The following is a 26,906-nucleotide window of genomic DNA, read 5'->3' as shown; positions in this document are numbered from 1 at the left end:
CCATAAAAAAAGGCCATGTTGCCATGACCTTTTCAATTTAACCTTATATTACTTTAATTTTAATAAAAGTAACTTACTGAAGCACTGATATATCAGCAATATCAAGGAAACTATTTCTAATTTCATTAAGTAAGGTTAAGCGATTAATTTTAACGGCTTCGTCATCACTCATTACCATCACATTATCAAAGAAAGTATCGATAGGTGCTTTAAGCTCTGCTAACTCACTTAATGCAGCTTGATAATCTTTATCAGCCATCAAAGGTGCTACTTTCAAACTAATGGTTTGGTAAATATCAGCTAAATCACGTTCCGCTTGCTCTGCTGCTAAATCAGCTTTAAACGCCGGGTAAAGCTCACCGTCAAACTTCGCTAAGATATTACCAACACGCTTGTTTGCTGCTGCAAGAGTCGCTGCTTCTGGTAATTCCCCAAAGAAAGTAACGGCTTTAATACGCTTATCAAAATCAAGTGGTGCACTTGGTTTTTTAGCTAATACCGCTTGAATAACATCAACATTAATACCCTGCTCTTGATAGAAAGCACGGAAACGCCCCATGATGAATTCTAAAACATCACTTGCGGTGTTTTCATTAACTAACTTGTCACCAAATAATTCGATGCTTTTGTTAATCAAATCAGACAGGTCTAAATTAAGCTGTTTTTCGATAATAATACGAATACTACCAATGGCTGCTCTTCGAAGCGCAAATGGGTCTTTATCGCCCTTAGGCGCTTGATTAATACCAAAGATACCAACTAACGTGTCAATTTTATCACTAATAGCGACTGCACAACCAATATTTGCTTCTGGTAAGGCATCACCAGCAAAGCGAGGACGATATTGACCTTCTAATGCTTGTGCGATGTTTTCATTTTCACCGTCATGTAAGGCGTAGTATTTACCCATAGTGCCCTGCACTTGTGGGAATTCTAAAACCATTTCTGACATTAAATCGGTTTTACTTAATAAACCAGCGCGGTAAGCATCATCAGCATTTTCATTTAATTGCTGTGCAATAAACTGGCTTAAATCAGCAATACGTTCAGATTTAGCTTTTAGCGTACCTAATTGTTTTTGGAACAATACTGACTCTAAGCTTTTAAGACGCGATTCTAAGCTTTGCTTTTTATCTGTTTTAAAGAAGAACTCGGCATCAGCTAAACGTGGACGAATAACTTTTTCATTACCAAATACAACGGCACTTGGGTCTTTCGACTCAATATTAGACACAAAGATAAACTTGTTAACTAACTGACCATTTTTGTCATTTACAGGGAAATATTTTTGATGATCTTTCATTGAGTAAATTAACGGCTCAGCTGGCACGTTTAAGAAATCTTTATCAAACGTTCCTACTAAGGTTACTGGCCATTCAACTAACGCAGTAACCTCATTTAATAAATCTTCATCAATTAGCGCTACTGCATCAATATCATCAGCTGCTTTTTTAATTTGTTCAACAATATTGTTTTGACGTTGCGCAAAATCTACATCAACGTAAGCTTTTAATAATTCAGCTTGGTAATCGTTAGCATGATTTATAGTGACTAAACCTTCGTGATGGAAGCGATGACCTTGTACTTGATTATTTGAAGTTACACCTAATGCCTCACCAGCAATTAATTCGCTGCCAAATAACATTGTTAATGTGTGAACCGGACGAATAAATTGAGTACGCTCTGCCCCCCAACGCATAGGTTTAGCAATAGGTAATTTCTTTATTGCATTGTTAACCATATCTGCAACTAATGCTGTAGTAGCAACACCGGTAACAGTTGCCTTATGCAGTAACCACTCACCTTTGTCAGTCACTAAACGTTCTGCTTGTTCTACGGTAATACCGTTTGAACGTGCCCAACCTTGTGCGGCTTTACTCGCATTACCTTCAGCGTCGAAAGCAACATTAACAGCAGGACCACGTTTCTCTACAACTTTATCTTGTTGTTTATCAACTAAATCAATTACTTGAACAGCCAAACGACGAGGTGTAGCAAACCATTTAATATCGCTATAGGCTAAATCATGGCTATCTAGTTGGCTTTTAATGTTATCAAAAAAAGCTGTCGCTAAGGTTGTTAATGATTTTGGTGGTAACTCTTCTGTACCTAATTCAATAAGGAGCGTTTCAGTAGTCATTATTTATCTCCCTTAGTTTTGGTATTGATTTCGGTATTAGTTGAAGTATCGCTGTCTTTACATAATGGGAAGCCAAGCTCTTCACGCTTAGCATAATACGCTTCAGCAACGGCTTTAGACAAAGTACGCACACGTAAGATATAACGCTGGCGCTCTGTAACTGAAATAGCATGACGCGCATCAAGTAAGTTGAACGCATGTGAAGCTTTCATTACTTGCTCGTATGCTGGTAATGGTAAGTTCGCTTCAATTAATTTTTGACTGTCTATTTCACACTGATCAAATTGCTTAAATAATGCATCAACATCTGCATGTTCAAAATTGTAAGTAGATTGCTCAACTTCATTTTGATGAAAAATATCACGGTAATATACAGTGCCTAAAGGACCATCTGTCCAAACAAGGTCGTAAATGCTATCTACGTTTTGAATGTACATCGCAAGACGTTCAAGACCGTAAGTGATCTCACCCGTTACTGGTGTACACTCTAAGCCACCTACTTGTTGGAAGTAGGTAAACTGCGTAATTTCCATGCCATTTAACCAAATTTCCCAACCTAAGCCCCAAGCACCTAACGTTGGTGATTCCCAGTTATCTTCTACAAAACGAATATCATGTACAAGTGGGTCAATACCTAATTCTTTTAATGAGTTCAGGTAAAGTTCTTGAATGTTTTTAGGTGAAGGTTTCAACATAACTTGAAATTGGTAGTAATGTTGTAAGCGATTTGGGTTTTCACCATAACGACCATCGGTAGGACGACGACACGGTTGCACGTATGCGCTGCTCATTGGCTCTGGGCCTATTGAACGTAAAAAAGTCATTGGGTGGAAAGTACCTGCCCCAACTTCTAAATCAAGAGGCTGTACTATTACACAACCTTGACGTGACCAATAATCTTGCAATTGCAAAATTAGGCCTTGAAAAGTTTTACTGTTGTAAGTTGTCATGGTGTTCACTTTTGTTTTGTTTGTCTCGGTATTTATAAGTACTCATTTATGTTCAGAACAATAATCAGTACGTTAAAAAATTTTATGCATTATAACTATATTAGAGTATTTATCCTACAAAAATGCCCGAATCTGAAGACCGGGCATCTTATTTGAGCAGTTACTAAAAACTACACATCTAGGTTTGAAACTTTTAAAGCGTTATCTTCGATAAAGTTTCTTCTTGGCTCTACATGGTCACCCATTAAGGTAGTAAATAATTGATCGGCTGCAATAGCATCTTCAATGGTTACTCGTAGCATACGACGTGTTTCAGGATCCATGGTAGTTTCCCAAAGTTGCTCTGGGTTCATCTCACCTAGTCCTTTATAACGTTGTATATATTGCCCACGTTTAGACTCAGCCATTAACCATTCTAATGCACCTTCAAAGCTTGATGTAGGGTTAACCTTTTCACCACGCTTAACGTATGCACCTTCTTCCATCAAACCATTAATAGCTTTATTTAATTCATTAATTGCTAAGAATTCTTTTGACTGAATGAATTCATAACTACAATGATATTCTTTATCAATACCATGTTTTCTTACGATAAAGTTAGGGAAATAAATATTACGCTCTTTGTCATACTTCACTTCAATTTTGTAAATTGAACCATTACCATCTTGATTTTCAAGTTGCGTAATTAAGTTCTTAGCCCATTCATTTACTTTAGCTTCATCTGTAAAGTCATCCGCTGCAATCGTATCGCTGTAAACCATTTTTTCAACAATATCGACTGGGATTTGTCTCGCTAAGCGCTTGATAATATCCATGGTATCACGGTACTGATTTACTAACTTTTCTAAGCCTGCACCTGAAATAGCTGGCGCATCTTCATTTACATAAATAGCTGCGCTATCTAACGCTAATGTAGTTAAGTATTCAGTTAAGGCTTCGTCATCTTTTATGTAACGTTCTTGCTTACCTTTTTTCACTTTATAAAGTGGGGGTTGAGCTATGAATATATGACCACGCTCCATAATTTCTGGCATTTGACGATAGAAGAAAGTTAACAATAAAGTACGGATATGAGAACCATCGACATCGGCATCGGTCATGATGATGATGCTATGATAACGAAGCTTCTCTGGGTTGTATTCATCACGCCCAATACCACAACCTAGTGCCGTAATTAAAGTACCAACCTCTTGCGAAGATATCATTTTATCAAAACGTGCTTTCTCTACGTTAAGAATTTTACCTTTTAACGGTAAGATAGCTTGGTTCTTACGATTACGACCCTGCTTGGCTGAACCACCAGCAGAGTCCCCTTCCACAATATATATTTCAGAAAGTGCAGGATCTTTTTCCTGACAATCAGCTAATTTACCAGGTAAACCTGCTATATCCAACACACCTTTACGACGTGTCATTTCACGTGCTTTACGGGCCGCTTCACGAGCTCTCGCTGCATCGACAATTTTCATAACAATAGTACGTGCAATTGTCGGGTTTTCTAATAAGTATTCACCTAATTTTTCACCCATTGCTTGTTCAACAGCAGTTTTCACTTCTGATGAAACTAGCTTATCTTTAGTTTGTGATGAGAATTTAGGATCAGGTACTTTTACAGAAATGACAGCAGTTAAACCTTCACGTGCATCATCACCAGTTGCATTTGTTTCAGCACCACCTTTTTTAGGCTTGTTTAATCCTTCTTTAACCATATAAGAATTTAACGTTCTGGTTAATGCAGTTCTAAAGCCACTTAAATGTGTTCCACCATCTTTTTGAGGAATATTGTTAGTAAAACAAAATATATTTTCTTGGAAACCATCATTCCACTGCATAGCAACTTCAACAATAATACCGTCTTCACGTTCTAAGTCGAAGTAAAAAATTTCTTCATTAACTGAAGTTTTATTAGTATTTAAATAATCAACAAAGGCTTGAATACCACCATCATAATGGAAGTGATCTTCTTTGCCTTCTTCTCGCTCATCAATTAAACGAATTGATATACCAGAGTTTAAGAATGATAACTCACGAATACGCTTAACTAATATATCGTAGTGAAATAAGGTATCAGAGAATGTTTCAGAGCTAGGCCAAAAACGTACTTCAGTACCTGTTTTATCACTTACGCCTACTTCTGCTAACGGCGCTTGCGCTTCACCAATATGATAAAACTGTTCATATAACTTTCCATCACGTCGTATATTAAGTTTAAGTTTTTCACTTAATGCATTAACTACTGAAATACCAACACCGTGAAGACCACCCGATACTTTATAGCCAGAGTCATCACCACCAAATTTACCTCCAGCATGAAGAACCGTCATGATAACTTCAGCGGCAGAAACCCCTTCTTCTTCATGTATTTCAGTTGGGATACCACGACCATCATCTTGTACTGATACAGAACCATCTAAGTGGATAGTTACAATAATATCAGAACAATGACCAGCTAATGCTTCATCGATTGAGTTATCTAAAACCTCAAAAACCATATGATGTAAACCAGTGCCATCATCCGTGTCACCTATATACATACCAGGTCTTTTTCGTACTGCATCAAGTCCTTTTAGAACTTTAATGCTAGACGAGCCATATTCATTTTCTACTGTCATAGTTTTAGCCTACTCAATCATTACTGAATTATTCACAGGTAATATACCACCATGTTTCACGTGAAACATATGATATTTTATATTCTTATCACTCTCATTCTTGCTGACATCCACGTCATCAATAAAAGGTTGTAATACATCTTCTTCAATTGCCGTTATAACAACTTGGCAATCTAAACTGCTTATTGCATTTGATAGAGACTGTCTAGAATGTAAATCTAATTCAGCACCTATATCATCAATAAGCAAAATTGGTTTTACTCGATTAACTCTGCCAATTAATTTTGCTTGGGCAAAAGTTAACGCCAGTAAAAACAACTTTTGTTGCCCTCTTGATAGTTGACTCTCTAAAGCGTGTTTTCCAATAAGAAATTTAACGTCAAATTTGTGAGCACCATACAAACTATATCCGTAGCTTTTTTCTCTATCAATACTATCATTAAGCGCTTCTAATAAGGTTTTCTTTTGTGGCCAACCTTGTAAATATTGCACCGTTACTTTATCAGAAATACTTGGTAGTAATATACCTAACCAATAAGGTAACTCAGCAATTAAATCTGTAACGTAATGTGATCTAACTTCAGCCACCTCTTCAGATAACTCACAGAAAATTGTTGTCCAATAATCCAAAGTTGATTTATCTAATTGATTACGTATACAGGCATTACGTTGTTTTAAAACTCTATTGAACTCTCGCCATTGTGTAGAAAAATCATGTTTCACGTGAAACATTCCTAATTCAACAAAACGTCTTCGTTCTCTTGGCCCACCAAAAAACAATTTAAAACTTTCTGGTGTTACAATTTGTACGGCTATATTTTTAGCCAGTTCAGACAAACGAGCATGTCGTTCGCCATTGATTTTAATTAAGGTAACTCCCGTATTAAAATCTTTACTTAAACCCAGTTGTAAATCATTAATATCTTTTATACTGACAACAAAGTTGTCTTTTTCATAACTTGCAATATGCTCTACTTTGCTAGTACGAAATGATTTACCATGACCAATAAAAAAAAGTGCTTCGAGTAAGCTACTTTTGCCACTGCCATTATCCCCAACAAAAAAATTAAGATTAGGGTGTAAGTCTATTGTCAATGATGACAAGTTTCTAAAATTGTACGTCGTTAGTTTAGTAACACTCATCAGCAATAAAACATTATGAATTTATAAACGCATTGGCATAACAACATACAGCGCTTCGCCGTTGTTACTGCCTTCAATAACTACACTGCTATTAGCATCAGCTAAAGTAAACTTTACATTTTCATCTTTAATTGCACTTAATACATCAAGTACATAACTTACGTTGAAGCCTATTTCTAATTCACCGTAAGGGAAGTTAATTTCTATCTCTTCTTCTGCCTGCTCTTGCTCAGGGTTATTTGCGGTAATTTTTAAATTTCCATCTGAAAAGTTAAGACGTACACCTTTAAATTTTTCATTAGATAAAATAGAGGCGCGAGATAATACCTGTCGTAGTGCATCTTTATTGGTTTCAAAAACCTTGTCACCGTTACGAGGTAAAACACGTCGGTAATCAGGGAAACGTCCATCAACTAATTTACTGGTAAAAGAAAACTCTGTATCAATAATACGAATATGATTAGAGCCTAAAAACACTTGTACTTCTTCATCGACTGGCGCTAATAAACGAATTATTTCTAAAATACCTTTGCGTGGTACAATCACTTGTCTTGCTGGTAAAGCTAAACTTTCATTAGAAATTTTACAAATAGCTAAACGGTGACCATCGGTTGCAACTGAACGTATTTCATTACCTTCACTTTCTATCGACATACCATTTAAGTAATAACGAACATCTTGGTTCGCCATTGAAAAATGGGTACTTTCAATTAGACGTAAGAATTCAGATTTAAGTAGCTTAAACTCAACATCCCCTTTCCATTCTTCAATATTAGGAAAGTCAGCAGCAGGTAATGTAGAAAGCGAATAACGACTGCGTCCAGATGATAATTTGATACTATCTTCAGCTGAATCAAAATTAATTAACGAATTTTCCGGTAAGCTTTTACAAATATCTAATAGTTTTCGTGCTGGAATGGTAATTTTTCCGTCTTCACCAAGGTTTTCAACCTCAGCATAAGCAACCATCTCAAGCTCTAAATCAGTGGCTGTTAAAGTAAGTGATTGACCACTAACTTCAAAAAGTATATTACTTAAGATAGGTAAGGTACTTTTACGCTCTACCGCCCCAGAAACCAATAATAATGGTTTAAGTAATAATTCCCTGTTTAATGAAAACTTCATGTTGATACCTGCTTAAGTGCTAATGTTATATTGTTTATTATTTTCAATAACTAAATTTAAGACGAAAGTGTTCTAATTAAATTTGAATAGTCTTCTTTAATATCATGTGTTTCTTCACGCAATGATTTTACTTTACGACACGCGTGTAAAACCGTTGTGTGATCACGTCCACCGAAAGCATCCCCTATTTCAGGTAAACTGTGGTTAGTTAACTCTTTAGATAATGCCATGGCAATTTGTCTGGGTCGAGCAACAGAGCGGTTACGACGTTTAGATAATAAATCAGCTATTTTAATTTTGTAATATTCAGCAACGGTTTTTTGAATGTTATCTATAGTAACTAATTTATCTTGTAAGGCGAGTAAATCTCGTAATGCTTCTCTAACAAAATCAATAGTAATAGCACGACCAGTAAAGTTAGCGTTTGCCATTACTCTATTTAATGCCCCTTCTAATTCACGAACATTAGAGCGCAGACGTTTAGCAATGAAAAAAGCAACTTCATCAGCAAGGTTAATCTGATTTTCTTGTGCTTTACGTTTTAATATTGCAACACGAGTTTCAAGTTCTGGCGGTTCAATGGCAAGTGTTAAGCCCCAACCAAAACGAGATTTTAATCTGTCATCTACCCCATTAATTTCTTTAGGGTAACGATCACTTGTAAGTATAACCTGTTGATTACCTTCAAGTAGTGCGTTAAAAGTATGAAAAAATTCTTCCTGGGTACGCTCTTTACCGGCAAAAAATTGAATATCATCTATCAGTAATGCATCAACACTTCGATAATATTGTTTAAACTTTTCCATAGCATTATTTTGTAATGCCCTAACCATATCTTGTACAAAACGCTCAGAGTGCATATAAGCAATTTTAGCGTTAGGCTTATTTAATAAAATTCCGTTACCAACCGCATGTAATAAATGCGTTTTACCTAAACCTGTTCCACCATATATAAATAGTGGGTTATAAGCAGTACCCGGATTATCAGCAACTTGTGAAGCTGCTGCTCGAGCTAATTGGTTAGATTTACCTTCAACAAAATTATCAAACGTATAATTAAGTCGAACATTGGTTTTTTTAGGAATGTTACTTTCAGGCTCTGCATTTTTTGTTGCTGGAGATGATTTGGAAAATAAAGACTCATTACCACCAGTATTTTTAGTCGTTGCAGATGTTTCAACCGAATTATTAGCAAGGCTGTCAATAATTGGTTTACTGCCTACATCAAAACGCAGTAATAAGGGATTACTTGGTTCGTTAAGTGTAAGTAGTTCGTTAATACGATTTACGTATTTATCTCTTACCCAATCTAAAACAAATCGATTAGGCGCATATAACGTCATAACATTTTCATCTATAACGCATTGCAAAGGTCGGATCCACATACTAAATTGCTGTGCTGGCAATTCTTCTTGTAGAACAGATAGGCATCTTTGCCAAGGTGAATGATCCAACCAAAACTCCAAAAGTAACTAGGGTATTATTTTTCTGAAGCCTATTATCTATTGAGTTATCCACAAGTGCAATATTGACTTTTAACGAAACTAACTTTTTTTAGATAAATTTTTAATAACCTACTGTAAATTAATATAAATATTAATAAAATTTAGACATTAAAAGTAATTTTTTATATGACATTTAAGATAAAAAGTACATAAAATAGTCTTAGTTATTAATATTGCAAAACACTAATGTGATAAAACTGTGAATATAATAGAAAAATACTATGTTTTAGCAGTAACGATCTTAAAGATCCTTTAATAAAAAACCTACGATCTTTGTTAAATAACTCGATAAATGATTGACAAATCCCCTAGTAAGCATTAATATTCGGCCTCATTTTTTAGACCAGTGTGCTCAAAAGGCTGTTTTGCCAGGGCAACAACAACCGACGGATTAGCGTAATGAAAAGAACATTTCAACCTAGCGTACTAAAGCGTAAGCGTAACCACGGATTCCGTGCTCGTATGGCAACTAAAAACGGTCGTGCTGTAATAGCTCGTCGCCGTGCCAAAGGCCGTGCACGTCTTAGCGCATAATATTAAATCTTGTTTACAATATTTAATATAAGGTAGTCAAACTATGACTACTTACAAATTTAATCGGGAGTCACGCTTGTTGACTCCCGGTCATTTTCAAAAGGTTTTTTCTAAACCTATTAGATTTGGCTCTCGCCACTTTACTCTATTAATCACTCCAAAACCTCATACCCTTGTTTCTGATCAACACAATACTATTGCCAAAAACCGTTTAGGTTTAGCAATAGCAAAAAAACGTGTAAAACTTGCTGTGCAACGCAATCGCATCAAAAGACAAATAAGAGAAAGCTTCCGCTTAAATCAACATGATTTACCTGCTATCGATATGGTTGTTATGGTAAAGTCTGGTATTGATCAACTTGATAATAAGTCGATAAATCAGGAATTAGAGAAAATATGGCGAAAAATAATTCAGCGCCACAAAAACTAGTAATACACTCATTAAGAAGTTACCAACGCTTTTTAAGTCCATTATTAGGTTCAAATTGTCGATTTACCCCTACTTGTTCAAGTTATGCCATTGAAGCGGTTGAGCGTTTTGGTGTAATAAAAGGTAGTTGGTTGGCCACTAAGCGTATAGCAAAGTGTCACCCACTAAATGAAGGTGGCGAAGATCCCGTTCCTTCTTTAGACAATCCAAAAAAATCAAAATAACTGTTACTTACGCGCTAAATTTTTACGTTAAAAAATATAATGAATATTAAATTTGTAGTTATTTGTTTCTAATTAGAATAATTTTATCTACTAAAAATCATTATTTAGTAATTTATCTAGGCTAAATACCCTCCTAAACCAAAAGATGGTTGGTTATCAAGCAAACGTATATTAAAATGTCGCGCACTTATCAAATTTAAATAATGTGCAGGAATACTCCCCTGCCAACAAAGAAGAGAAGTAAATTTTATGGAATCCCAACGCAGTCTACTTTTTATTGCGCTTATGGTTGTTACTTACTTATTGTTTAGCCAATGGCAATCGGAAAATTCCGTTGCTGCTGAGCCAACCAGTATCAACCAGACACAAACTGCTGAAAATTCTGACGGAGACTTCGTGCCTTCATCATCAGATATGCAAATAAGCCCTAATAAACCAACCGTTACTTCTGCCAAATTAATCACTGTAACTACAGATGACTTTATCGTAAAAATTAATAGCCAAGGCGGCGATATTGTTGACGTTAAATTACTTAAATTTGATACTGAACAAGGCAATGGTATTCCATATACCGTTATGCAAAATGGTAATCAAAAATATATTGCGCAAAGTGGTTTAACAGGTGCAAATGGTATAGACCGTATAATTAAAGGTCGTCCAATTTATACAAGCGCGAAAAGTAACTATGAATTAGTTAACGATAGTGTAAATGTTGATTTAGTATTTAATGACCAAAATGGCATGGCAGTTACTAAACGCTTTACTTTTAACAGAGATAGCTACAGCGTTGATGTTGAATACTTAATTGATAATAAAACAGCAAACAGTGTTTCTGTACAAATGTATGGCCAACTTAAACAATCTACCGTAGTTGATACAGGCGGCGGTATGTTACCAACCTACCGTGGCTCTGCTTACTCAACGTCTGAAGACCGTTACGAAAAATATGATTTTGATGATATTCAAGAAGAAAACTTAGCGAAAGTAACTCCTGGTGGCTGGATTGCCATGTTAGAGCATTACTTTGTATCAGCTTGGGTACCAAAAGCTGAAGATACTAACCAAATCTATACAACATATAGTAATAATCACGAAGCAGTTATTGGCTTTAAAGCCCCTGCCGTTATTATTGACGCAGGTCAACAAGGTTCAACTTCTGCAATATTTTATGTTGGTCCTAAAGATCAAGAAGTATTAGAAAAAATAGCACCAAGCTTAGATTTAACTATCGATTATGGCTTTTTATGGATGATCAGTCAGCCACTATATAGCTTACTTACTTTCATTCAAAGTTTTGTGGTTAACTGGGGCTTAGCAATTATAATTATTACATTAATTATCAAAGGTTTAATGTATCCATTAACTAAAGCGCAATATACCTCAATGGCTAAAATGCGCGACTTAGCACCTAAAATGGCTCAATTAAAAGAGCGTTTTGGTGATGACAGACAAAAAATGTCGCAAGCGACAATGGAAATGTACCGTAAAGAGAAAGTAAACCCAGCGGGTGGTTGTTTACCACTTTTACTACAAATGCCAATATTCTTAGCACTTTACTGGGTATTTTTAGAAAGTGTTGAATTACGTCATGCGCCATTTATGTTTTGGATACAAGATTTATCAGCAATGGACCCATACTTTGTATTACCTATTTTAATGGGTGCAAGTATGTTCGTGATGCAAAAAATGCAACCGATGACAATTCAAGATCCAATGCAACAAAAAATCATGCAGTACATGCCAGTTGTTTTCTCAATATTTATGGCTTGGTTCCCGTCTGGCTTAGTACTTTACTGGTTCATAAGTAACGTAGTATCTATTGTGCAAATGAAAATAATATTTGCTGATATTGCTAAGAAAAAAGAAGCTAAAACTGCAGAGTAAGCATTAATAAAATACTGATAAATTAACTTCAGTGTAATATTTTAAAGCTTATACAAAAGGCGATTACTGATAACAGTAATCGCCTTTTCTTTTTTAGTTATTTAACTTTTAAGCATTTAGTTTATAAATAAAGTAAAATAGCTCTTAATAATTAAACCATCACTTTTAGATAAATATTTTGCTATGACATCAATTGCTAAAACAACCACTATCGCCGCACAAGCCACAGCACCAGGACGGGGTGGTGTTGGTATAATTAGAGTTTCAGGACCAGAAGCTAAAAATGTTGCGCAAGCTATTTTAGGAAAAGTACCTGAAATTAGAAAGGCTGAATATTTACCTTTTACCGATGGCAATAGTACTGAACAATCACAAGTATTAGATCAAGGTATTGCCATCTATTTTAAAGCACCTAATTCATTTACTGGTGAAGACGTTATTGAGTTTCAAGGTCATGGCGGCCCAGTTATTTTAGATATGTTATTAAAAGCTATTTTAGCCTTACCTAAAATAGTTATGGCAAAGCCTGGTGAGTTCAGTGAGCAAGCATTTTTAAATGACAAACTCGATTTAACACAAGCTGAAGCCATTGCCGATTTAATTAACTCAAGCTCAGAGCAAGCAGCGCGTTCTGCCCTACACTCTTTACAAGGTGATTTTTCAAAGCTGGTTAATGAAATGGTTGAAAGCATTATTCATTTAAGAATGTATGTTGAAGCCGCAATAGATTTTCCCGAAGAAGAAATAGATTTTCTTGCCGATGCAAAAGTTGTTAACGATTTAAAAGCTATTATCACTAAAGTAGAAGACGTACGTAAACAAGCACAACAAGGTAGTATAGTTAGAGAAGGTATGCGCGTTGTTATTGCCGGTCGCCCTAATGCTGGTAAATCAAGTTTATTAAATGCCTTAAGTGGTAAACAGACCGCCATAGTTACCGACATTGCAGGTACTACACGTGACGTATTAGCCGAACAAATTCATATTGATGGTATGCCACTTCATATTATTGATACCGCAGGTTTGCGTGACAGTGATGACGTAGTAGAAAAAATAGGTATTGAACGAGCATGGCAAGAAATTAATCAAGCCGATCGCGTACTATTAATGGTTGATGCGAGTGAAGAGCACACGGTAATAGAAGATGAACAATACATTAAAAACTATTACCCAGAATTTTTTGCTAAATTACCTAAAAACATGGGCTTAACACTTATTAGAAACAAAGCTGATGTAAATAATGCAACTACTGGCTTTTCTGAATTTACCGATACAGACGGTACTCAACATGCGGTTATTACCTTATCCGCTAAAACCGGTGATGGTGTTAGCAGCTTAAAAGAGCATTTAAAAACGATCATGGGTTACCAAGGTAGTACCGAAGGTGGTTTTATGGCAAGAAGACGCCATTTAGTGGCATTAGATAACACTCACCAACATTTAATTACTGGTCTTGATCAGCTTGAATCTTATGTTGCCGGTGAAATCCTTGCAGAAGAGCTACGCATTTGTCAGCAAGAGTTAGATCAAATTACTGGTGAATTTACCAGTGATGATCTGTTAGGTAAAATATTTAGCTCATTCTGTATTGGTAAATAGCTAATAAAATATAGAGTATTTATAATATTAAACTATGGAAAAACGACTAAAATTATTTTGATCTATATTTAAGTTTCTCATTTCTAAATAACTAATAAATTTATCTGTATAAAATTCATCAGGCAGTACCATTATGTTAGTTACATCTTTTAAATAGTCTATTCCTCCTTCTAGGAGTGAATTATTATAATATAGACCTTTATCATTAGATAAAATTAATAAATTTGAATCAAATAATTTGTGGTGGTTTTGGCACAACCAGATTCCATTATCTCCATTAATAGCTTCATTTAATTTTTCTGTATTCGAAAGAATCTGGCTTTTTTTTATTTCAGAAACAGGCCATATGTGCGCACCTTGTATTATTTCAGGAATATCACAATCACAAAGGCTACATTTTTTAGGACCTAGTTTATTAAGTAAATTACTGATGTAACGAGGTGACCTTAAACTATTATTTTCCTTATACTCACGTTCTTCTTGCTTAATATCTGATGTTATAATATTTATGCGTTTTAATGAAAGAAGATAATTCCTAGCAATTTCTGGAAGTTTAATTAAACCCTGTTCTTCGATTTCATATATTACTATTGGTAATATAGATATATGATATAAAGCTAAACTTATTAGGGTTGATTCATATTTACTAGCACCATAAACTTTACTGAATATTTGCAAACTCCCCACATCAGATTTGGTAACATAAGTAGATTTGTTACTTCTATTCTTTTTTCTAATATTTTCTTTACTAAGTATAAGATCCTCATAAGAAATAAATTTAATTACAGGCTTATTAAGCATATCCTCTTCATTTAAAAAAATAGTACCAACCGATTTTATTAATCTATACATAAAGTGATGATAGTCCGTCACAATACTGCCACCTACTGGCTGTAATATATAATAGGCTAAGTACTTATTTTCACTATCATCATTACAATATTGTAAAAGGGCAGAGGGGAAACTTTGAAAAAAAGAGTTTCTAGCTTGGACTATCTTTTCAGAGAAAGAAATATAGTGTGTTTCTTCATCATAATATAGACATGCTAATCTTCCTTTATTAACTTTATTTACGAACTCTATTGTATAGTCTGCAATTCCAACACACTTCAAAGCAACATCAGATAAAATATGATGTGTAAGTAAATCTTGGTATCTACCACCTTTTTGAAATTTATCAAAAATCACAAAGTGAGGTATATTTTTATTTATCATAATTAATAATTATAACTTCATGTCTTTTAAGACCTGAATATCCTTTTAATTCAATAATTTTAAAATTATTTCGCTGAACCCAATCAATAATATTATTATTTTTTTCTCCTTTATGCTCGATAACATAAGAAATCATAAACTTACTATTATTATCATTTAGAGTACATGCATAATCCAATAATCTATTTTCTTCTTCCAGATTCCAACCATTAAACCCTCTTTTTCCATCATTATAGGAAGCTGTCGTCATAGAATACGGTGGATCTAAATAAACAAATGTATCATCATCTAAACCTTTGAATTCGGAGTAATCCACATTGTATATTTCTATTTTCTTTTCTTTAATTACTCTTGAAAAACTAATAAATTTTTCTAAAACTTTATCATTAAACCATCTCATTCCAACTGGATTATTAAACTCATGTTTACTATTAAATCTTAATTGTTGATTAAATCCATAAAGTAACATTGTATAAAGCATCTTAGAATCTCTTTTATTTACCTTTAAAGAGTTATAATATTTTCTTACACTAATATAACTTTCCGAATCTTCTTTTTTCAAAGAAAACTTCTTTTCTATTCTCTTTATATACATTAAGTAATCGTATGTATCCGTTATTTCAAAAGAGTCAATGAGATCTTTTACAAAATAATTTAATTCGTTATATATAACTTTTTTAGCATTAGCATTAATTGCAACATTTGCCCCCCCTCCAAATCCATCTATAAATGTAGATATATTTTTAGGGTAATATTTGGACAACTCATTGACCAATTTTGATTTACTTCCAATATAATTTAGTGGGCTTTCATAAAAAACTTCACTACTATTTTTTTTCTCTACATAAAAAAGTAATTCAAAGTGTTCTTTACCTTTTCTAGACTTAAAATTAGTGTATTTGTTATATGAAATTTTTTGACAAATATACGACTCTGCTTTCCCATACCTTTTTAAGGTTGCTTCTATAAAGCTTTTAGATAGGAAGCCATCTACGCTATAACTAAATACGATATGCTTGGCTTTAGTTTTGGCAATTAACTTGTCAAACAAGATATGAGATTTGAAGTTTTTTGACCAATCTGAACGCATTGGTGAAGTTGATCTTGAACCTGTTACTTTACTAATTGATGGATTATCATTTTGAACTAAAGTTTCTAATAAATGATACTGAGTACCATATTGATTTTGGGTATAAGGGGGATCTAAGTATAAAATATCACATTCAACATCCTCAATTATTTCTTCTACTTTTGAATTATAAAGCTCAAGTTCAATAGAAAAAGAACTTTTAGCTCCTACTTTAATAAACTTAATTTCCTTTTTTGCTCTTGTATCCCAATGCTTTAAAAAGGCTCCGTAAACTCCCGCAGTATTTGATACATATGATATAGATTCAATTAAAGAAGATAATAAATATGCATATTCATTATCATCAATCAATTTGTCATCTTTCCAATCTTCTATGGCTTGTCTAAAATAATCAATCCTTCCAGCATTGTACTCCGAAAAATACATTCTATCTGAGTTCCCTGGACTATAATTATTATAAAAGAAACCTTTAATCATTACCTCACTAGAGTTTAAATGTAGGAAGGGATCAAAACCTAAATTGTCAAAATTACATAATGCAGACTGAATTCTACCTTGTGCGTATATGGTATTCCAATAAATCATGTCATTGATTTTTAATCGAAATTTACTTTTAAAATAATCTGATACTGCACCTATTCCACAAAAAGCATCAAAAAATACCAATTCTTTATTTAAAAGATTCTTACCTTTGAGTAATTTCTCAATATCTGTTGTAATTAATTCTTTATTACCTATAAATCTCATTTATCTTCATACTACTTATTTTGATATTCAGATAAACCTGAATAAAATGTAAAATATTTATTACCACATTTTTAGTAATAAATACTGTTCTCTTGCCTTATTGTACCTTTTTAAAATGAATAATAGCTATAAACTAGGTTTACTTTACTTTTAAATATAATTTTACAGTTACTTTAAGTAATACAATAATAAAGCGTTTATCATACTTATAAATTCTCCTTAAAGTAGTAAGAAATCTCTATGAACGCAATTCAAATCATTGTCGGTAGTATGCTTGGTGGCACAGAATATGTAGCAGAAGCATGCGAAGAAACACTAAATAAACTCGATCGAAACGTTGATATTCATCTAAAACCCGATCTAAAAACTATCCTTAATAATACTTTTTCTGCCATAAACGATCTTGGATTAGTACAAGAAAACAGCAATATTTCATCAAAATCTCCTGTTTGGATAATTTGTACCTCTACCCATGGCGCAGGTGAATACCCTGACAACATTCAACAATTTGTTAGTGATCTTACAAATTGTGATCAAGATCTATCCACGGTTAGTTTTTTAACCATTGGGATCGGAGATTCAAACTACGATACTTTTTGTAAAGCCGCTAAAGATATATCAAAATTATTAATATCAATAGGTTGTAAAGAGTTAATAGCATTAAAAACCTTTGATATGGCTGCAGATATCGATCCAGAAGATCTTGCACAACAGTGGATCAGCACAAATAAAGATCTATTTTAGATCTAAGGTGATCAGTTACACATAAGTTATTCACACATTAAACGTTAATTTTATCTATATGTGGATAAAAATCTTAATAACCCGTTATTTTTCTATTATTATTCAGTTAATTAAATTGTGTTTTAAATGAGCTGTGGGTAACTAAAGCTTTTGATCAAGGCTTATTTGTTGATTGATCAATGTTTGATCACAACCTTATCATTTACGTTAGTTATTAATAAATAAAGTAAAAAACCACTTACCCACAGAAAATAAGGATCTTAATAAGTAATAACTACAAGATCTCTTTAAAGATCTCTTTTTATATATTAAGGATCACACCCGATCTTTTTTACACATTTGATCGTATCACTGAAGAGAAAAAAGCGTTAAAATACGTTCCCTAAATTTGAGTGATGTAATTTTCAAGTCGTTTTGAGTCACTCTAAAAAATATTAAATAAAACGAAAAATAAACTTAACCAAGCAGGATTGTGATTTTATGTGGTATCAAGAGTCTTATGACGTAATTGTTGTTGGTGGCGGACATGCAGGAACTGAAGCTGCCCTAGCCTCAGCACGTATGGGCTGTAAAACATTATTGCTAACCCATAACATCGACACGCTAGGCCAAATGTCTTGTAATCCAGCCATTGGCGGTATTGGCAAAGGTCACTTGGTTAAAGAAATTGATGCGCTAGGTGGATTAATGGCTACAGCAATTGATCACAGTGCCATTCAATTTAGAACCTTAAATTCAAGTAAAGGTCCAGCAGTACGTGCAACACGTGCTCAAGCAGACCGTGTTTTATATCGTAATTACGTTCGTAACTTCTTAGAAAATCAAGAAAATTTAACTATTTTCCAACAACCTTGTGATGATTTGATCATGGAAAACGATCAAGTAGTTGGTGTTTCAACACAAATGGGTCTTAAGTTCAAAGCTAAAACTGTTGTGTTAACCGTAGGTACTTTCCTTGCAGGTCAGATACACATTGGCTTAAACAACTATCAAGGTGGTCGTGCTGGTGATCCTGCTAGTGTAAACCTAGCGGCTAAAATGCGTGATATGCCATTTAGAATGGATCGTTTAAAAACTGGTACACCACCAAGGCTTGATGCTAGAACCTTAGATTTTTCAGTAATGGAAGAGCAAGCAGGTGATACGCCAAGCCCAGTGTTTTCTTTTATGGGATCACAAGCGGATCATCCAGCGCAAATTTCTTGTTATATCACTCATACTAACGAGCAAACCCATCAACATATTCGTGATGGTTTAGATAGATCTCCGATGTACACAGGGGTTATCGAAGGTATTGGACCAAGATATTGCCCTTCAATTGAAGATAAAATTACTCGTTTTGCTGATAAAACATCTCATCAAATATTTGTAGAGCCAGAGGGGTTAACAACCCATGAAGTCTATCCAAATGGTATTTCTACAAGTTTACCTTATGACGTGCAACTTAACCTAGTTCGCTCAATTAAGGGTTTTGAAAACGCATTTATTACTCGTCCTGGTTACGCCATTGAGTACGATTACTTCGATCCTCGTGATTTAAAACAAAGCTTAGAAAGTAAGTTTGTTAGTAATCTTTATTTTGCAGGCCAAATTAACGGTACTACCGGTTATGAAGAAGCCGGTGCGCAAGGACTTATTGCCGGTACAAACGCAGCTTGTCGAGTTAAAGAGTTAGGCGAGTTTACTTTAGGTCGCGATCAAGCGTACATGGGCGTATTAATTGACGATTTAGCTACTTTAGGTACTAAAGAGCCTTACCGCATGTTTACCTCCCGTGCAGAGTATCGTTTATTACTTCGTGAAGACAATGCTGATATTCGTTTAACAGAGCAAGGTCGTAGTGTTGGCTTAGTTGACGATGCACGTTGGCAGCGCTTTAACGAGAAGATGGAAAACATTGAACTTGAACGTCAACGTTTACGATCTACTTGGGTACAAAAAGATCATGCTAAAATAGCTGAAATTAACAACTTACTTAAAAATCCAATGAGTAAAGAAGCTAGCTTAGAAGATTTAATTCGTCGTCCTGAAGTTAATTACACAGATTTAATGAATATTGAAGGTTTAGGCCCTGCACTAAAAGATGAACAAGCGGCTGAGCAAATCGAAATTCAAACTAAATATGCCGGCTATATCGACAGACAGCTTGATGAAATAGCTAAAAAACAACGTAATGAAGATACAGTAATCCCAAGTGATTTTGATTATCAGCAAATTTCAGGCTTATCAAATGAAGTAGTTGCTAAGCTAAAAGATGCTCGCCCTGAAACTATTGGTAAAGCATCGCGAATTTCTGGTATTACTCCGGCAGCAATTTCGTTATTATTAGTCTACTTAAAAAAACACGGTCTGCTACGCAAATTAGCGTAGTAGCAATAGGTAGGTACGAGGCGCTAAATAAACATTAATAACATGTTTATTTAGCAAGGCTCGTTTAAATAAAAATGACGTTAACACAACAATTAACAACACTGATCAGTAAAACAGATCTTGTTGTCTCTCAAGAACAAATCGACTTATTAATCCAATATGTTGAACTGCTCAATAAATGGAATAAAGCCTACAACCTAACTTCGGTTCGTGACCCTAGTGAAATGCTTGTTAAGCATATTATGGACAGCTTAATGGTTGGTGAAGTACTTATTGGTAATAACTTTATTGATGTAGGAACTGGCCCAGGCTTACCGGGAATTCCTTTAGCTATATTGTATCCTGAACGAAATTTTGTATTATTAGACAGTTTAGGAAAACGCATAACCTTTTTACGCCAAGTCGTATTTCAATTAAAACTAACCAATGTAACACCTGTTAAAGCGCGCGTTGAAGAATACCAAGGCGAACAAGCTTTTGATGGCGTATTAAGTCGTGCGTTTTCATCACTAAATGATATGGTAAGTTGGTGTCAGCACTTAATTACTACGGAAAATGGTCGTTTTTTTGCTCTCAAAGGACAATACCCTCAGGACGAAATTACTCAACTACCTGAAAACATTACCTTAGTAGACAGTCATAAAATTAATGTACCTGAACTTGTTGGCGAACGTCATGTACTTGTGTTAAAAAAATAACACGGTTAAACAGAACACAATAAAAAATAAAAAACAGAGGCGCTTGTGGGAAAAATAATAGCAATTGCAAACCAAAAAGGTGGTGTTGGTAAAACAACAACCGCGGTTAATTTGGCAGCCTCATTAGCGGCAACTAAACGCAAAGTTTTATTAATCGATTTAGATCCGCAAGGTAATGCCACCATGGCAAGTGGTGTCGACAAATATAAAGTGCATGCCACCTGTTACGAATTATTAATTGAAGAACAAAGTGTAGAAGAAGTGGTTGTTAAAGAAACTTCAGGGCTTTATCACCTTATTTCAGCTAATACAGACGTAACTGCCGCAGAAATAAAATTAATGGAAGTATTTGCGCGTGAGCAACGTTTAAAACAAGCGCTTGCCCCCGTAAAAGATGTTTATGATTTTATTATCATTGATTGTCCACCTTCATTAAATATGCTTACCGTTAATGCAATGACTGCTGCTGACTCTGTATTGGTGCCAATGCAGTGTGAATATTACGCATTAGAAGGCTTAACCGCATTAATGGACACTATTACTAAATTAACATCAGTGGTGAATGATAAGCTTCATATTGAAGGTATATTACGTACTATGTATGATCCTCGTAACCGTTTAGCAAATGATGTATCTGAACAATTAAAACGACATTTTGGTGACAAAGTTTATCGTAGTGTTATTCCGCGCAATGTTCGTTTGGCCGAAGCACCAAGTTTTGGCTCGCCAGCTATGTATTACGATAAATCATCAACGGGCGCAAAAGCTTATTTAGCGCTTGCCGGTGAAGTATTACGCAAAAATGATACCGCGAAAAAAGCTCAACAAGTTACGGCCAATGTTGCCAATTAGCGCAAAGGAAAATTATGAACTCAGCAAAACGTAAAGGCGCTAGTCGCTTAGGTCGCGGTCTTGATGCTTTATTATCACCATCAGCTTCAAGTAATGAAAATCAACAAAATACTAACTCAACAGAAGAAATTCAGTCAGTTAAAGTAACTGAAAATGAATTGGTAAAATTACCTATTGGGCAATTAATGCCAGGTAAGTATCAACCACGTCGTGGTATGTCAGATGCAGGTTTAGAAGAATTATCTTTATCTATTCAATCACAAGGTATTATTCAACCTATTGTTGTTCGTTTACTTGAAAACACTGATGAATCAACGGATAAAAAATACGAAATTATTGCCGGTGAACGTCGTTGGCGCGCAGCTAAATTAGCACAACTTGACGTTGTACCTTGTTTAGTTAAAGACGTACCTGATGAATCAGCCGTTGCTATTGCACTGATTGAAAATATTCAGCGTGAAGACCTTAATGCGATGGAAGAAGCAATAGCATTAGAGCGTTTATTAAATGAGTTTGATCTAACTCATCAAGAAGTTGCCATTGCAGTAGGTAAATCGCGGACAGCGGTAAGTAATTTATTACGATTAAATAAATTAAATGACGAAGTAAAAATATTTTTAGAAAATGGTGATATAGAAATGGGTCATGCCCGTGCATTATTAGCATTAGAAGGTGAAATACAAACCTCTGCAGCACAAACCGTAGCGGCAAAAGAGTTAACCGTACGTGAAACTGAAAGTTTAATTAAAAAAATTCAAAGCCCTGTCGCAGAAAAAGAAAAAATTGAAAAAGAAATGGAAACTATCGACATGGAACAAGAACTTACCGAAAAAATAGGGGCTAAAGTTGCTATAAGCCACAATAAAAAAGGTAAAGGTAAATTAGTTATCTCATACGATAACTTAGAAAAACTGGAACAAATATTAGCTAAAATTCATTAATATTAATCACTTTGCTTAACCAAAACAGAGGTTAGTTAGTGAGTTAATCCCTATAAAAACCAGTATTATGCTGGTTTTTTACTTTAACTCATCTAAAAATGGAAATATTCTTTTTCGTACCGCATTACGCTGTCGCTTTTTATACTCTTTGTGTGATGCTAGCCCATCTCGAGTTTGTAGATAACTTTTTTGATCCATCATTTGGATTTCAAACGGAAAATAAAAACATAGTTTTTTCCCATCAGGTTGAGGTATTTTTATTCGCTGTCGACAAGTAATTTGTACCGAATGATAAGAGACTTCAGTAAATTGATTATATTCAGTGTGTTCAGGATTTATTAATTTTTCCGGCGGAAAGTCTGCTGATTGCATTTCAGATTTAATTTGCTCAACAGACATTCCGTTATCTAAACAGGCATTTAACCAATCCATATCAATTAATGTATTGCGAGACCGAGACGGCTTAATGTTCGCATAAGTGACAATATGTTGTTGGCGTAAATAAGCCAGTACATCTATAACATCAGCACGGTATTCTGTAATAAAACGAATACCTATCCAATCAAAAATGTCCGCAGCAACATTTTCAGCTTTATGCATTAACTTCATGGCTACTGAGCGACGTGATTTAGCTGTTCTAAACTCAATATCTAACAGTTTTATATCGCCAAGGTACTTCATCCCCTCTTTAGTATGAATATGGCCTTCAAAACGGTTAAAAATTTGTTGTCTAATTGGATCATGATAAACATCATTCAAATACGAGTGGCTATGAGTAAGAGTATGAATTACGCGTAAAATTGCCCCACTCCATGGCGCTAATTTAAAATCGCCATGGCCCGAAGCATTTAATAAATACTGGCGTACATCTTTTTCACTTTTTAATGATTCAGGAATACTTTCATCTAGCCCTAGTAACTCTTGTTCAATTAACTCTATTGCTTCAAGACGTAAGTTTTCTAACTCTTCTTTATCAGCATCATCATTAAAATCAAAACCATAACATTCTAAGAACCTACTCGCTTCTTGCTCTGAATGGATATGAATTCGTTTTGTGTCGATAAAAGAACGACCTTCAAGTGCCGTTCTAACAGAAGTACTTCGCCAAGGATTAATATTCATTTATTGATAGTTCGTTTTTGATAAGTAGTTTAATGCGTATTTATAAAAATTAAATAAATAGTTAATAAGTAATATATATAATATAAATTTTAATACATAGATTTGTGTCTAATTTATACTGATTTTTGGTAAAAACATTAAGTAATACAACAAAAGAAGATAAAATATATTTTTTATTCGTTAACTTCATAATCAATTTTTAAACATAAAATACTTAAATAATTTGTTTTTATTTTTTTATTTTTTGATTTGGATAGTTAATTAACGTAAAGTAATTGTAGTTATTATCCAAATGGAAAGTATGTAAAGGATAAACTTATGGAAGAACTTCCTCCCTTAGCGCTCGTAAAAACTTGGCTTGATGTAGTACAGCAAACAGATATGCCAAATAATATTCGCGAAAAGCGTAACAAATTACTCACTTATTATTTTGGCTCTATTCAAGAAGCCAAAATGTACGTAAAAGATAACGATAACTCACTTATTAAAACCTCTAAATAAGAATGTTTAGAGGTTTTTTTATGCTGTATTAAAAATATCTAAGTGTAAAATATTCAAAACATAAATTATAGATAAGTAATATACCGCAGAATATACAGCAGTCATTCACCTATCATTATTACTCGTTATTTATTGTCATAAAAGTGTCACCTTTTTGTCTTATAGTTGGTGCTTAAGCAAGCAAGTGGTATATGCAAAGTAGTGAAGCAAAAATATAGTCTTTTATCTTATAATCAGATTACTTATAAGTTAGTTGTTGGCATAGCTTATTTACTCTGTGTTTTACTGCTTTCGCTTATCTTTTGGCAAAAGCCTGTTAGCCCTACTCTTTCTGAAATTACTTTTTATCAGTGTGATGTTGAAAATAGCCTTGTTTCTCATAAAACCTTAAATGTGCTTTTACCGATTGCTGATCACGCGAACAATTTTGCAGAAATGCTTTGTGATAATAAGCTAGTAAGTAAATACTATTCAAAGGTGAAAGTGACTTGGGGTGGGCGTTCTGAGCTTACTGCTGATGAGCTATTAAAAGAACAATATCAATTACTTTGGGCAAGAGCGGAAAGCTTGCAAGGTATGGTGCTTCACCTCGATGATATTTACCAAGAAGTATTGCCTAGCCAAGCAGTGAATATGTTTTGGTTAAGCAATGTTGATACCGCTCAATTAACACCTGCCTTTTTAGCCAATAGAGTGATTGGCCTAGTTAAAGATCAAAAAAGTTTTTCTTCATATTTAGTCCCTATTGCTTCATTAAAGCAACAAGGCTTTAATTTAAGTAACTTATCTATAAATTATTATGATACTTATAAGTCGCTTTATGATGCATTTAAACGTAAAGAAGTTGACTTAATACCTAGTGGTAATTGGTTTAGTTCGTTTGTTGATTTAGATAGTTACCATAAAATTGCCATTGGGCATCAGTTAGAAACGGGGGAGTTATATATGGCTAAATCTATTTATTCTCTAGAACTAAGTTGTGAATTAGTGTTAGTTTTTAGTCAATATAACCCGTTGTTTTCAGAATCAGAAATAGAATTTAAAACATCACAACATTGTGAATATTGATACTTTTATGAATAAATTTTTAACAAAAAAATTATTTGCTGTTTATTGGTTTATCTCAGTATGTGTATTCATTTTAGCTATTTTATCAATAAGTCATTATTCAATTAAAAAAGAAATATCGGAGCAATTACAGCAAAAATTTTCACCTATATTATCTAAAACATTTAAATTATATATGTTTGATAAAAACTACCTTAGTTATGCAAAAAAAGAATTTAATCAACAATTTAAAAATAGTAAAAGCATAAATAAATCTGATAATGTATTTACAATTATTGAAGATTATCATCTAAGCATTAATTCTTTGTTTGTGGAAAACCAAACACAACAATTAAATATTATTTATATTCCGTGGCAGTTTGGGCTTGAAGCTAAATTAGCGCAGGTTAGCTTTGAATATAGGGTTAATTGGTGGGTGCTTGTTATGGTGAGTATGTTTTTCTCATTTGTAACAGTTTCTATACTTTGCTCTTTACCGCCACCTAAGTCTGCATCGCATAAATCATGGTTATTACTCTTTAAAAAGTTATATATTGATGACGATGTTGCTAATCAATTAAGTAGCAAGTTGAATGTTGATTTAACACAAAAATATTATCACGATTTACAAAAGGGTAATGCGTGGTTAAAAGATGTGTTAGAGGATTTTTTAAATGATAAACGCATACAACAAGAGCTTAATATTGCTGAGTTTGTATTGTGGTTTATTAAAAAAAATCATCAGCAATGCCAAGCACAACAAGAAAACAAAGCGTTTAACGATGTTTCACTAAAAAAACTAAAAGCTGCATTATTACAGCCTAATTTAAATTATGATCAAAGTTACTTGCTAGCTAAAGAGCCGTGCGAACTTTCATTTAATATTGATTTGCTTACAGTAAGCGCAAATAACATTGAAATACCGTTAGCTAAAACCCCTTTTTTTTATTACCTATATTACGCTTATTTAAGGGTAGAAGATATACATTCAGGTTGGTTAATTAACCCGTCGGTAAATACTCCAGATTTTGATTCAGCTAAAAAATTATTAGTGTTACTGAATAACTATAATGGCCATAGCAAATCTATTAATGAATTAGAAACCCATGGTTTGAGAGCTAAAACAGTTGATCAAAATCGCAATAAAATTAAAGAAGCTTTTATCGCACAACTCGGTGAAGAGTTAAGCCAAAATTACTTATTTGAACAAGTAAGAGATACTCGAACAGGCCGCTTTAAATATCGCTTAGAGTTAAATATTGAGCATATTTTATTACCTAAAAATTTAATAAAAACTAATTAGTTCAATCTTTTTTATTAAAATATAAATATAAAAAACCTTATTAATTATATATTTATGTTTTAGAGATATCTAATTATCACTAAAGATATCTTTGTCACTTTCCAGTAATAAATTAAATAGAGAATGACCG

Annotated in this window: 22 protein-coding genes; 13 read left to right on the top strand and 9 right to left on the bottom strand. The window is 33.9% G+C overall.

Annotation, left to right across the window (positions count from 1 at the left end):
• Positions 1-73 precede the first annotated feature (73 nt).
• From glyS to dnaA, 6 genes are all read right to left on the bottom strand, one after another.
• Positions 74-2,140, bottom strand: a complete 2,067-nt coding sequence (gene glyS / locus KO502_RS09730) for a glycine--tRNA ligase subunit beta (RefSeq protein WP_216022388.1) — start codon at positions 2,138-2,140, stop codon at positions 74-76.
• Entirely contained in the window at positions 2,140-3,090 is a 951-nt protein-coding gene (gene glyQ, locus KO502_RS09725) for a glycine--tRNA ligase subunit alpha (protein ID WP_216022387.1), read from the bottom strand. The genes glyS and glyQ overlap by 1 nt, the downstream gene beginning before the upstream one ends.
• A gap of 170 nt (positions 3,091-3,260) precedes the next feature.
• Positions 3,261-5,702 (bottom strand): DNA topoisomerase (ATP-hydrolyzing) subunit B, encoded by a 2,442-nt coding sequence (gyrB, locus tag KO502_RS09720; RefSeq protein WP_216022386.1) that lies wholly within the window; start codon positions 5,700-5,702, stop codon positions 3,261-3,263.
• A gap of 9 nt (positions 5,703-5,711) precedes the next feature.
• Complete coding sequence (gene recF / locus KO502_RS09715) at positions 5,712-6,845, bottom strand: DNA replication/repair protein RecF (protein ID WP_216022385.1); 1,134 nt, start codon at positions 6,843-6,845, stop codon at positions 5,712-5,714.
• Between the two features lie 21 nt (positions 6,846-6,866).
• A complete protein-coding gene (dnaN, locus tag KO502_RS09710; protein WP_216022384.1) occupies positions 6,867-7,970 on the bottom strand; it encodes a DNA polymerase III subunit beta in 1,104 nt (367 codons plus the stop codon).
• 56 nt (positions 7,971-8,026) lie between these two features.
• Positions 8,027-9,424, bottom strand: coding sequence for a chromosomal replication initiator protein DnaA (gene dnaA / locus KO502_RS09705; RefSeq protein ID WP_216022383.1), 1,398 nt, complete (start codon positions 9,422-9,424; stop codon positions 8,027-8,029).
• A 450-nt stretch (positions 9,425-9,874) separates the two neighbouring features.
• Here dnaA and rpmH point away from each other — a divergent pair, with 450 nt between their 5' ends.
• From rpmH to mnmE, 5 genes are all read left to right on the top strand, one after another.
• Complete coding sequence (gene rpmH / locus KO502_RS09700) at positions 9,875-10,009, top strand: 50S ribosomal protein L34 (protein ID WP_011045771.1); 135 nt, start codon at positions 9,875-9,877, stop codon at positions 10,007-10,009.
• Positions 10,010-10,052: 43 nt separating this feature from the next.
• Positions 10,053-10,439 carry a ribonuclease P protein component gene (gene rnpA, locus KO502_RS09695; RefSeq protein WP_216022382.1) on the top strand — a complete coding sequence of 129 codons (387 nt, stop codon included), beginning with the start codon at positions 10,053-10,055 and terminating at the stop codon, positions 10,437-10,439.
• On the top strand, positions 10,406-10,663 hold the full coding sequence (gene yidD, locus KO502_RS09690) for a membrane protein insertion efficiency factor YidD (RefSeq protein WP_216022381.1): 258 nt from the start codon (positions 10,406-10,408) through the stop codon (positions 10,661-10,663). Before rnpA ends, yidD begins: the two co-directional genes overlap by 34 nt.
• A gap of 249 nt (positions 10,664-10,912) precedes the next feature.
• Positions 10,913-12,547: a membrane protein insertase YidC gene (gene yidC, locus KO502_RS09685; RefSeq protein WP_216022380.1), complete on the top strand. Its 1,635-nt coding sequence runs from the start codon at positions 10,913-10,915 to the stop codon at positions 12,545-12,547.
• Positions 12,548-12,730: 183 nt separating this feature from the next.
• Positions 12,731-14,146, top strand: coding sequence for a tRNA uridine-5-carboxymethylaminomethyl(34) synthesis GTPase MnmE (gene mnmE / locus KO502_RS09680; protein WP_216022379.1), 1,416 nt, complete (start codon positions 12,731-12,733; stop codon positions 14,144-14,146).
• 27 nt (positions 14,147-14,173) lie between these two features.
• Here the strand turns inward: mnmE and KO502_RS09675 are convergent, their stop codons facing one another.
• Together KO502_RS09675 and KO502_RS09670 are read right to left on the bottom strand one after the other, a co-directional pair.
• Positions 14,174-15,361 carry an HNH endonuclease signature motif containing protein gene (locus tag KO502_RS09675; protein ID WP_216022378.1) on the bottom strand — a complete coding sequence of 396 codons (1,188 nt, stop codon included), beginning with the start codon at positions 15,359-15,361 and terminating at the stop codon, positions 14,174-14,176.
• A complete protein-coding gene (locus KO502_RS09670) occupies positions 15,351-17,198 on the bottom strand; it encodes a DNA adenine methylase (RefSeq protein WP_216022377.1) in 1,848 nt (615 codons plus the stop codon). Before KO502_RS09670 ends, KO502_RS09675 begins: the two co-directional genes overlap by 11 nt.
• 240 nt (positions 17,199-17,438) lie before the next feature.
• On the opposite strand from KO502_RS09670, the gene KO502_RS09665 reads away from it, so the two are divergent.
• The 5 genes from KO502_RS09665 to KO502_RS09645 all read left to right on the top strand — a co-directional run bounded on the left by KO502_RS09665 (position 17,439) and on the right by KO502_RS09645 (position 22,803).
• Positions 17,439-17,942: a flavodoxin domain-containing protein gene (locus KO502_RS09665; RefSeq protein WP_216022376.1), complete on the top strand. Its 504-nt coding sequence runs from the start codon at positions 17,439-17,441 to the stop codon at positions 17,940-17,942.
• Positions 17,943-18,422: 480 nt separating this feature from the next.
• The gene (gene mnmG / locus KO502_RS09660; protein WP_216022375.1) at positions 18,423-20,312 is read left to right on the top strand and encodes a tRNA uridine-5-carboxymethylaminomethyl(34) synthesis enzyme MnmG; all 1,890 of its coding nucleotides are present in this window, start codon (positions 18,423-18,425) and stop codon (positions 20,310-20,312) included.
• Positions 20,313-20,386: 74 nt separating this feature from the next.
• Complete coding sequence (gene rsmG, locus KO502_RS09655) at positions 20,387-21,010, top strand: 16S rRNA (guanine(527)-N(7))-methyltransferase RsmG (RefSeq protein ID WP_216022374.1); 624 nt, start codon at positions 20,387-20,389, stop codon at positions 21,008-21,010.
• Between the two features lie 45 nt (positions 21,011-21,055).
• A complete protein-coding gene (locus KO502_RS09650; protein ID WP_216022373.1) occupies positions 21,056-21,862 on the top strand; it encodes a ParA family protein in 807 nt (268 codons plus the stop codon).
• A gap of 14 nt (positions 21,863-21,876) precedes the next feature.
• The gene (locus KO502_RS09645; protein ID WP_216022372.1) at positions 21,877-22,803 is read left to right on the top strand and encodes a ParB/RepB/Spo0J family partition protein; all 927 of its coding nucleotides are present in this window, start codon (positions 21,877-21,879) and stop codon (positions 22,801-22,803) included.
• Positions 22,804-22,881: 78 nt separating this feature from the next.
• Here KO502_RS09645 and KO502_RS09640 read toward each other — a convergent pair whose 3' ends face one another.
• Entirely contained in the window at positions 22,882-23,925 is a 1,044-nt protein-coding gene (locus tag KO502_RS09640; RefSeq protein ID WP_216022371.1) for a TIGR04552 family protein, read from the bottom strand.
• Positions 23,926-24,243: 318 nt separating this feature from the next.
• Between KO502_RS09640 and KO502_RS09635 the strand changes: the two genes are divergently transcribed.
• The 3 genes from KO502_RS09635 (at position 24,244) to KO502_RS09625 (ending at position 26,776) form a co-directional block, all read left to right on the top strand.
• Positions 24,244-24,426 (top strand): hypothetical protein, encoded by a 183-nt coding sequence (locus KO502_RS09635; RefSeq protein WP_216022370.1) that lies wholly within the window; start codon positions 24,244-24,246, stop codon positions 24,424-24,426.
• A gap of 201 nt (positions 24,427-24,627) precedes the next feature.
• Positions 24,628-25,494 carry a hypothetical protein gene (locus KO502_RS09630; RefSeq protein WP_216022369.1) on the top strand — a complete coding sequence of 289 codons (867 nt, stop codon included), beginning with the start codon at positions 24,628-24,630 and terminating at the stop codon, positions 25,492-25,494.
• 7 nt (positions 25,495-25,501) lie between these two features.
• Positions 25,502-26,776 (top strand): hypothetical protein, encoded by a 1,275-nt coding sequence (locus KO502_RS09625; RefSeq protein WP_216022368.1) that lies wholly within the window; start codon positions 25,502-25,504, stop codon positions 26,774-26,776.
• Positions 26,777-26,906 lie beyond the last annotated feature (130 nt).

The organism is Colwellia sp. E2M01, from assembly GCF_018860585.1.
In the GTDB taxonomy this organism is placed as follows: Bacteria; Pseudomonadota; Gammaproteobacteria; order Enterobacterales; family Alteromonadaceae; genus Colwellia.
This window is presented reverse-complemented; position numbering and strand designations above follow the sequence as displayed.

Coding starts and splice junctions, on each gene's coding strand:
- glyS (WP_216022388.1), bottom strand. CDS start 2,140: ATGACTACTGAAACGCTCCTTATTGAATTAGGTACAGAAGAGTTACCA.
- glyQ (WP_216022387.1), bottom strand. CDS start 3,090: ATGACAACTTACAACAGTAAAACTTTTCAAGGCCTAATTTTGCAATTG.
- gyrB (WP_216022386.1), bottom strand. CDS start 5,702: ATGACAGTAGAAAATGAATATGGCTCGTCTAGCATTAAAGTTCTAAAA.
- recF (WP_216022385.1), bottom strand. CDS start 6,845: ATGAGTGTTACTAAACTAACGACGTACAATTTTAGAAACTTGTCATCA.
- dnaN (WP_216022384.1), bottom strand. CDS start 7,970: ATGAAGTTTTCATTAAACAGGGAATTATTACTTAAACCATTATTATTG.
- rpmH (WP_011045771.1), top strand. CDS start 9,875: ATGAAAAGAACATTTCAACCTAGCGTACTAAAGCGTAAGCGTAACCAC.
- rnpA (WP_216022382.1), top strand. CDS start 10,053: ATGACTACTTACAAATTTAATCGGGAGTCACGCTTGTTGACTCCCGGT.
- yidD (WP_216022381.1), top strand. CDS start 10,406: ATGGCGAAAAATAATTCAGCGCCACAAAAACTAGTAATACACTCATTA.
- yidC (WP_216022380.1), top strand. CDS start 10,913: ATGGAATCCCAACGCAGTCTACTTTTTATTGCGCTTATGGTTGTTACT.
- mnmE (WP_216022379.1), top strand. CDS start 12,731: ATGACATCAATTGCTAAAACAACCACTATCGCCGCACAAGCCACAGCA.
- KO502_RS09675 (WP_216022378.1), bottom strand. CDS start 15,361: ATGATAAATAAAAATATACCTCACTTTGTGATTTTTGATAAATTTCAA.
- KO502_RS09670 (WP_216022377.1), bottom strand. CDS start 17,198: ATGAGATTTATAGGTAATAAAGAATTAATTACAACAGATATTGAGAAA.
- KO502_RS09665 (WP_216022376.1), top strand. CDS start 17,439: ATGAACGCAATTCAAATCATTGTCGGTAGTATGCTTGGTGGCACAGAA.
- mnmG (WP_216022375.1), top strand. CDS start 18,423: ATGTGGTATCAAGAGTCTTATGACGTAATTGTTGTTGGTGGCGGACAT.
- rsmG (WP_216022374.1), top strand. CDS start 20,387: ATGACGTTAACACAACAATTAACAACACTGATCAGTAAAACAGATCTT.
- KO502_RS09645 (WP_216022372.1), top strand. CDS start 21,877: ATGAACTCAGCAAAACGTAAAGGCGCTAGTCGCTTAGGTCGCGGTCTT.
- KO502_RS09640 (WP_216022371.1), bottom strand. CDS start 23,925: ATGAATATTAATCCTTGGCGAAGTACTTCTGTTAGAACGGCACTTGAA.
- KO502_RS09635 (WP_216022370.1), top strand. CDS start 24,244: ATGGAAGAACTTCCTCCCTTAGCGCTCGTAAAAACTTGGCTTGATGTA.
- KO502_RS09625 (WP_216022368.1), top strand. CDS start 25,502: ATGAATAAATTTTTAACAAAAAAATTATTTGCTGTTTATTGGTTTATC.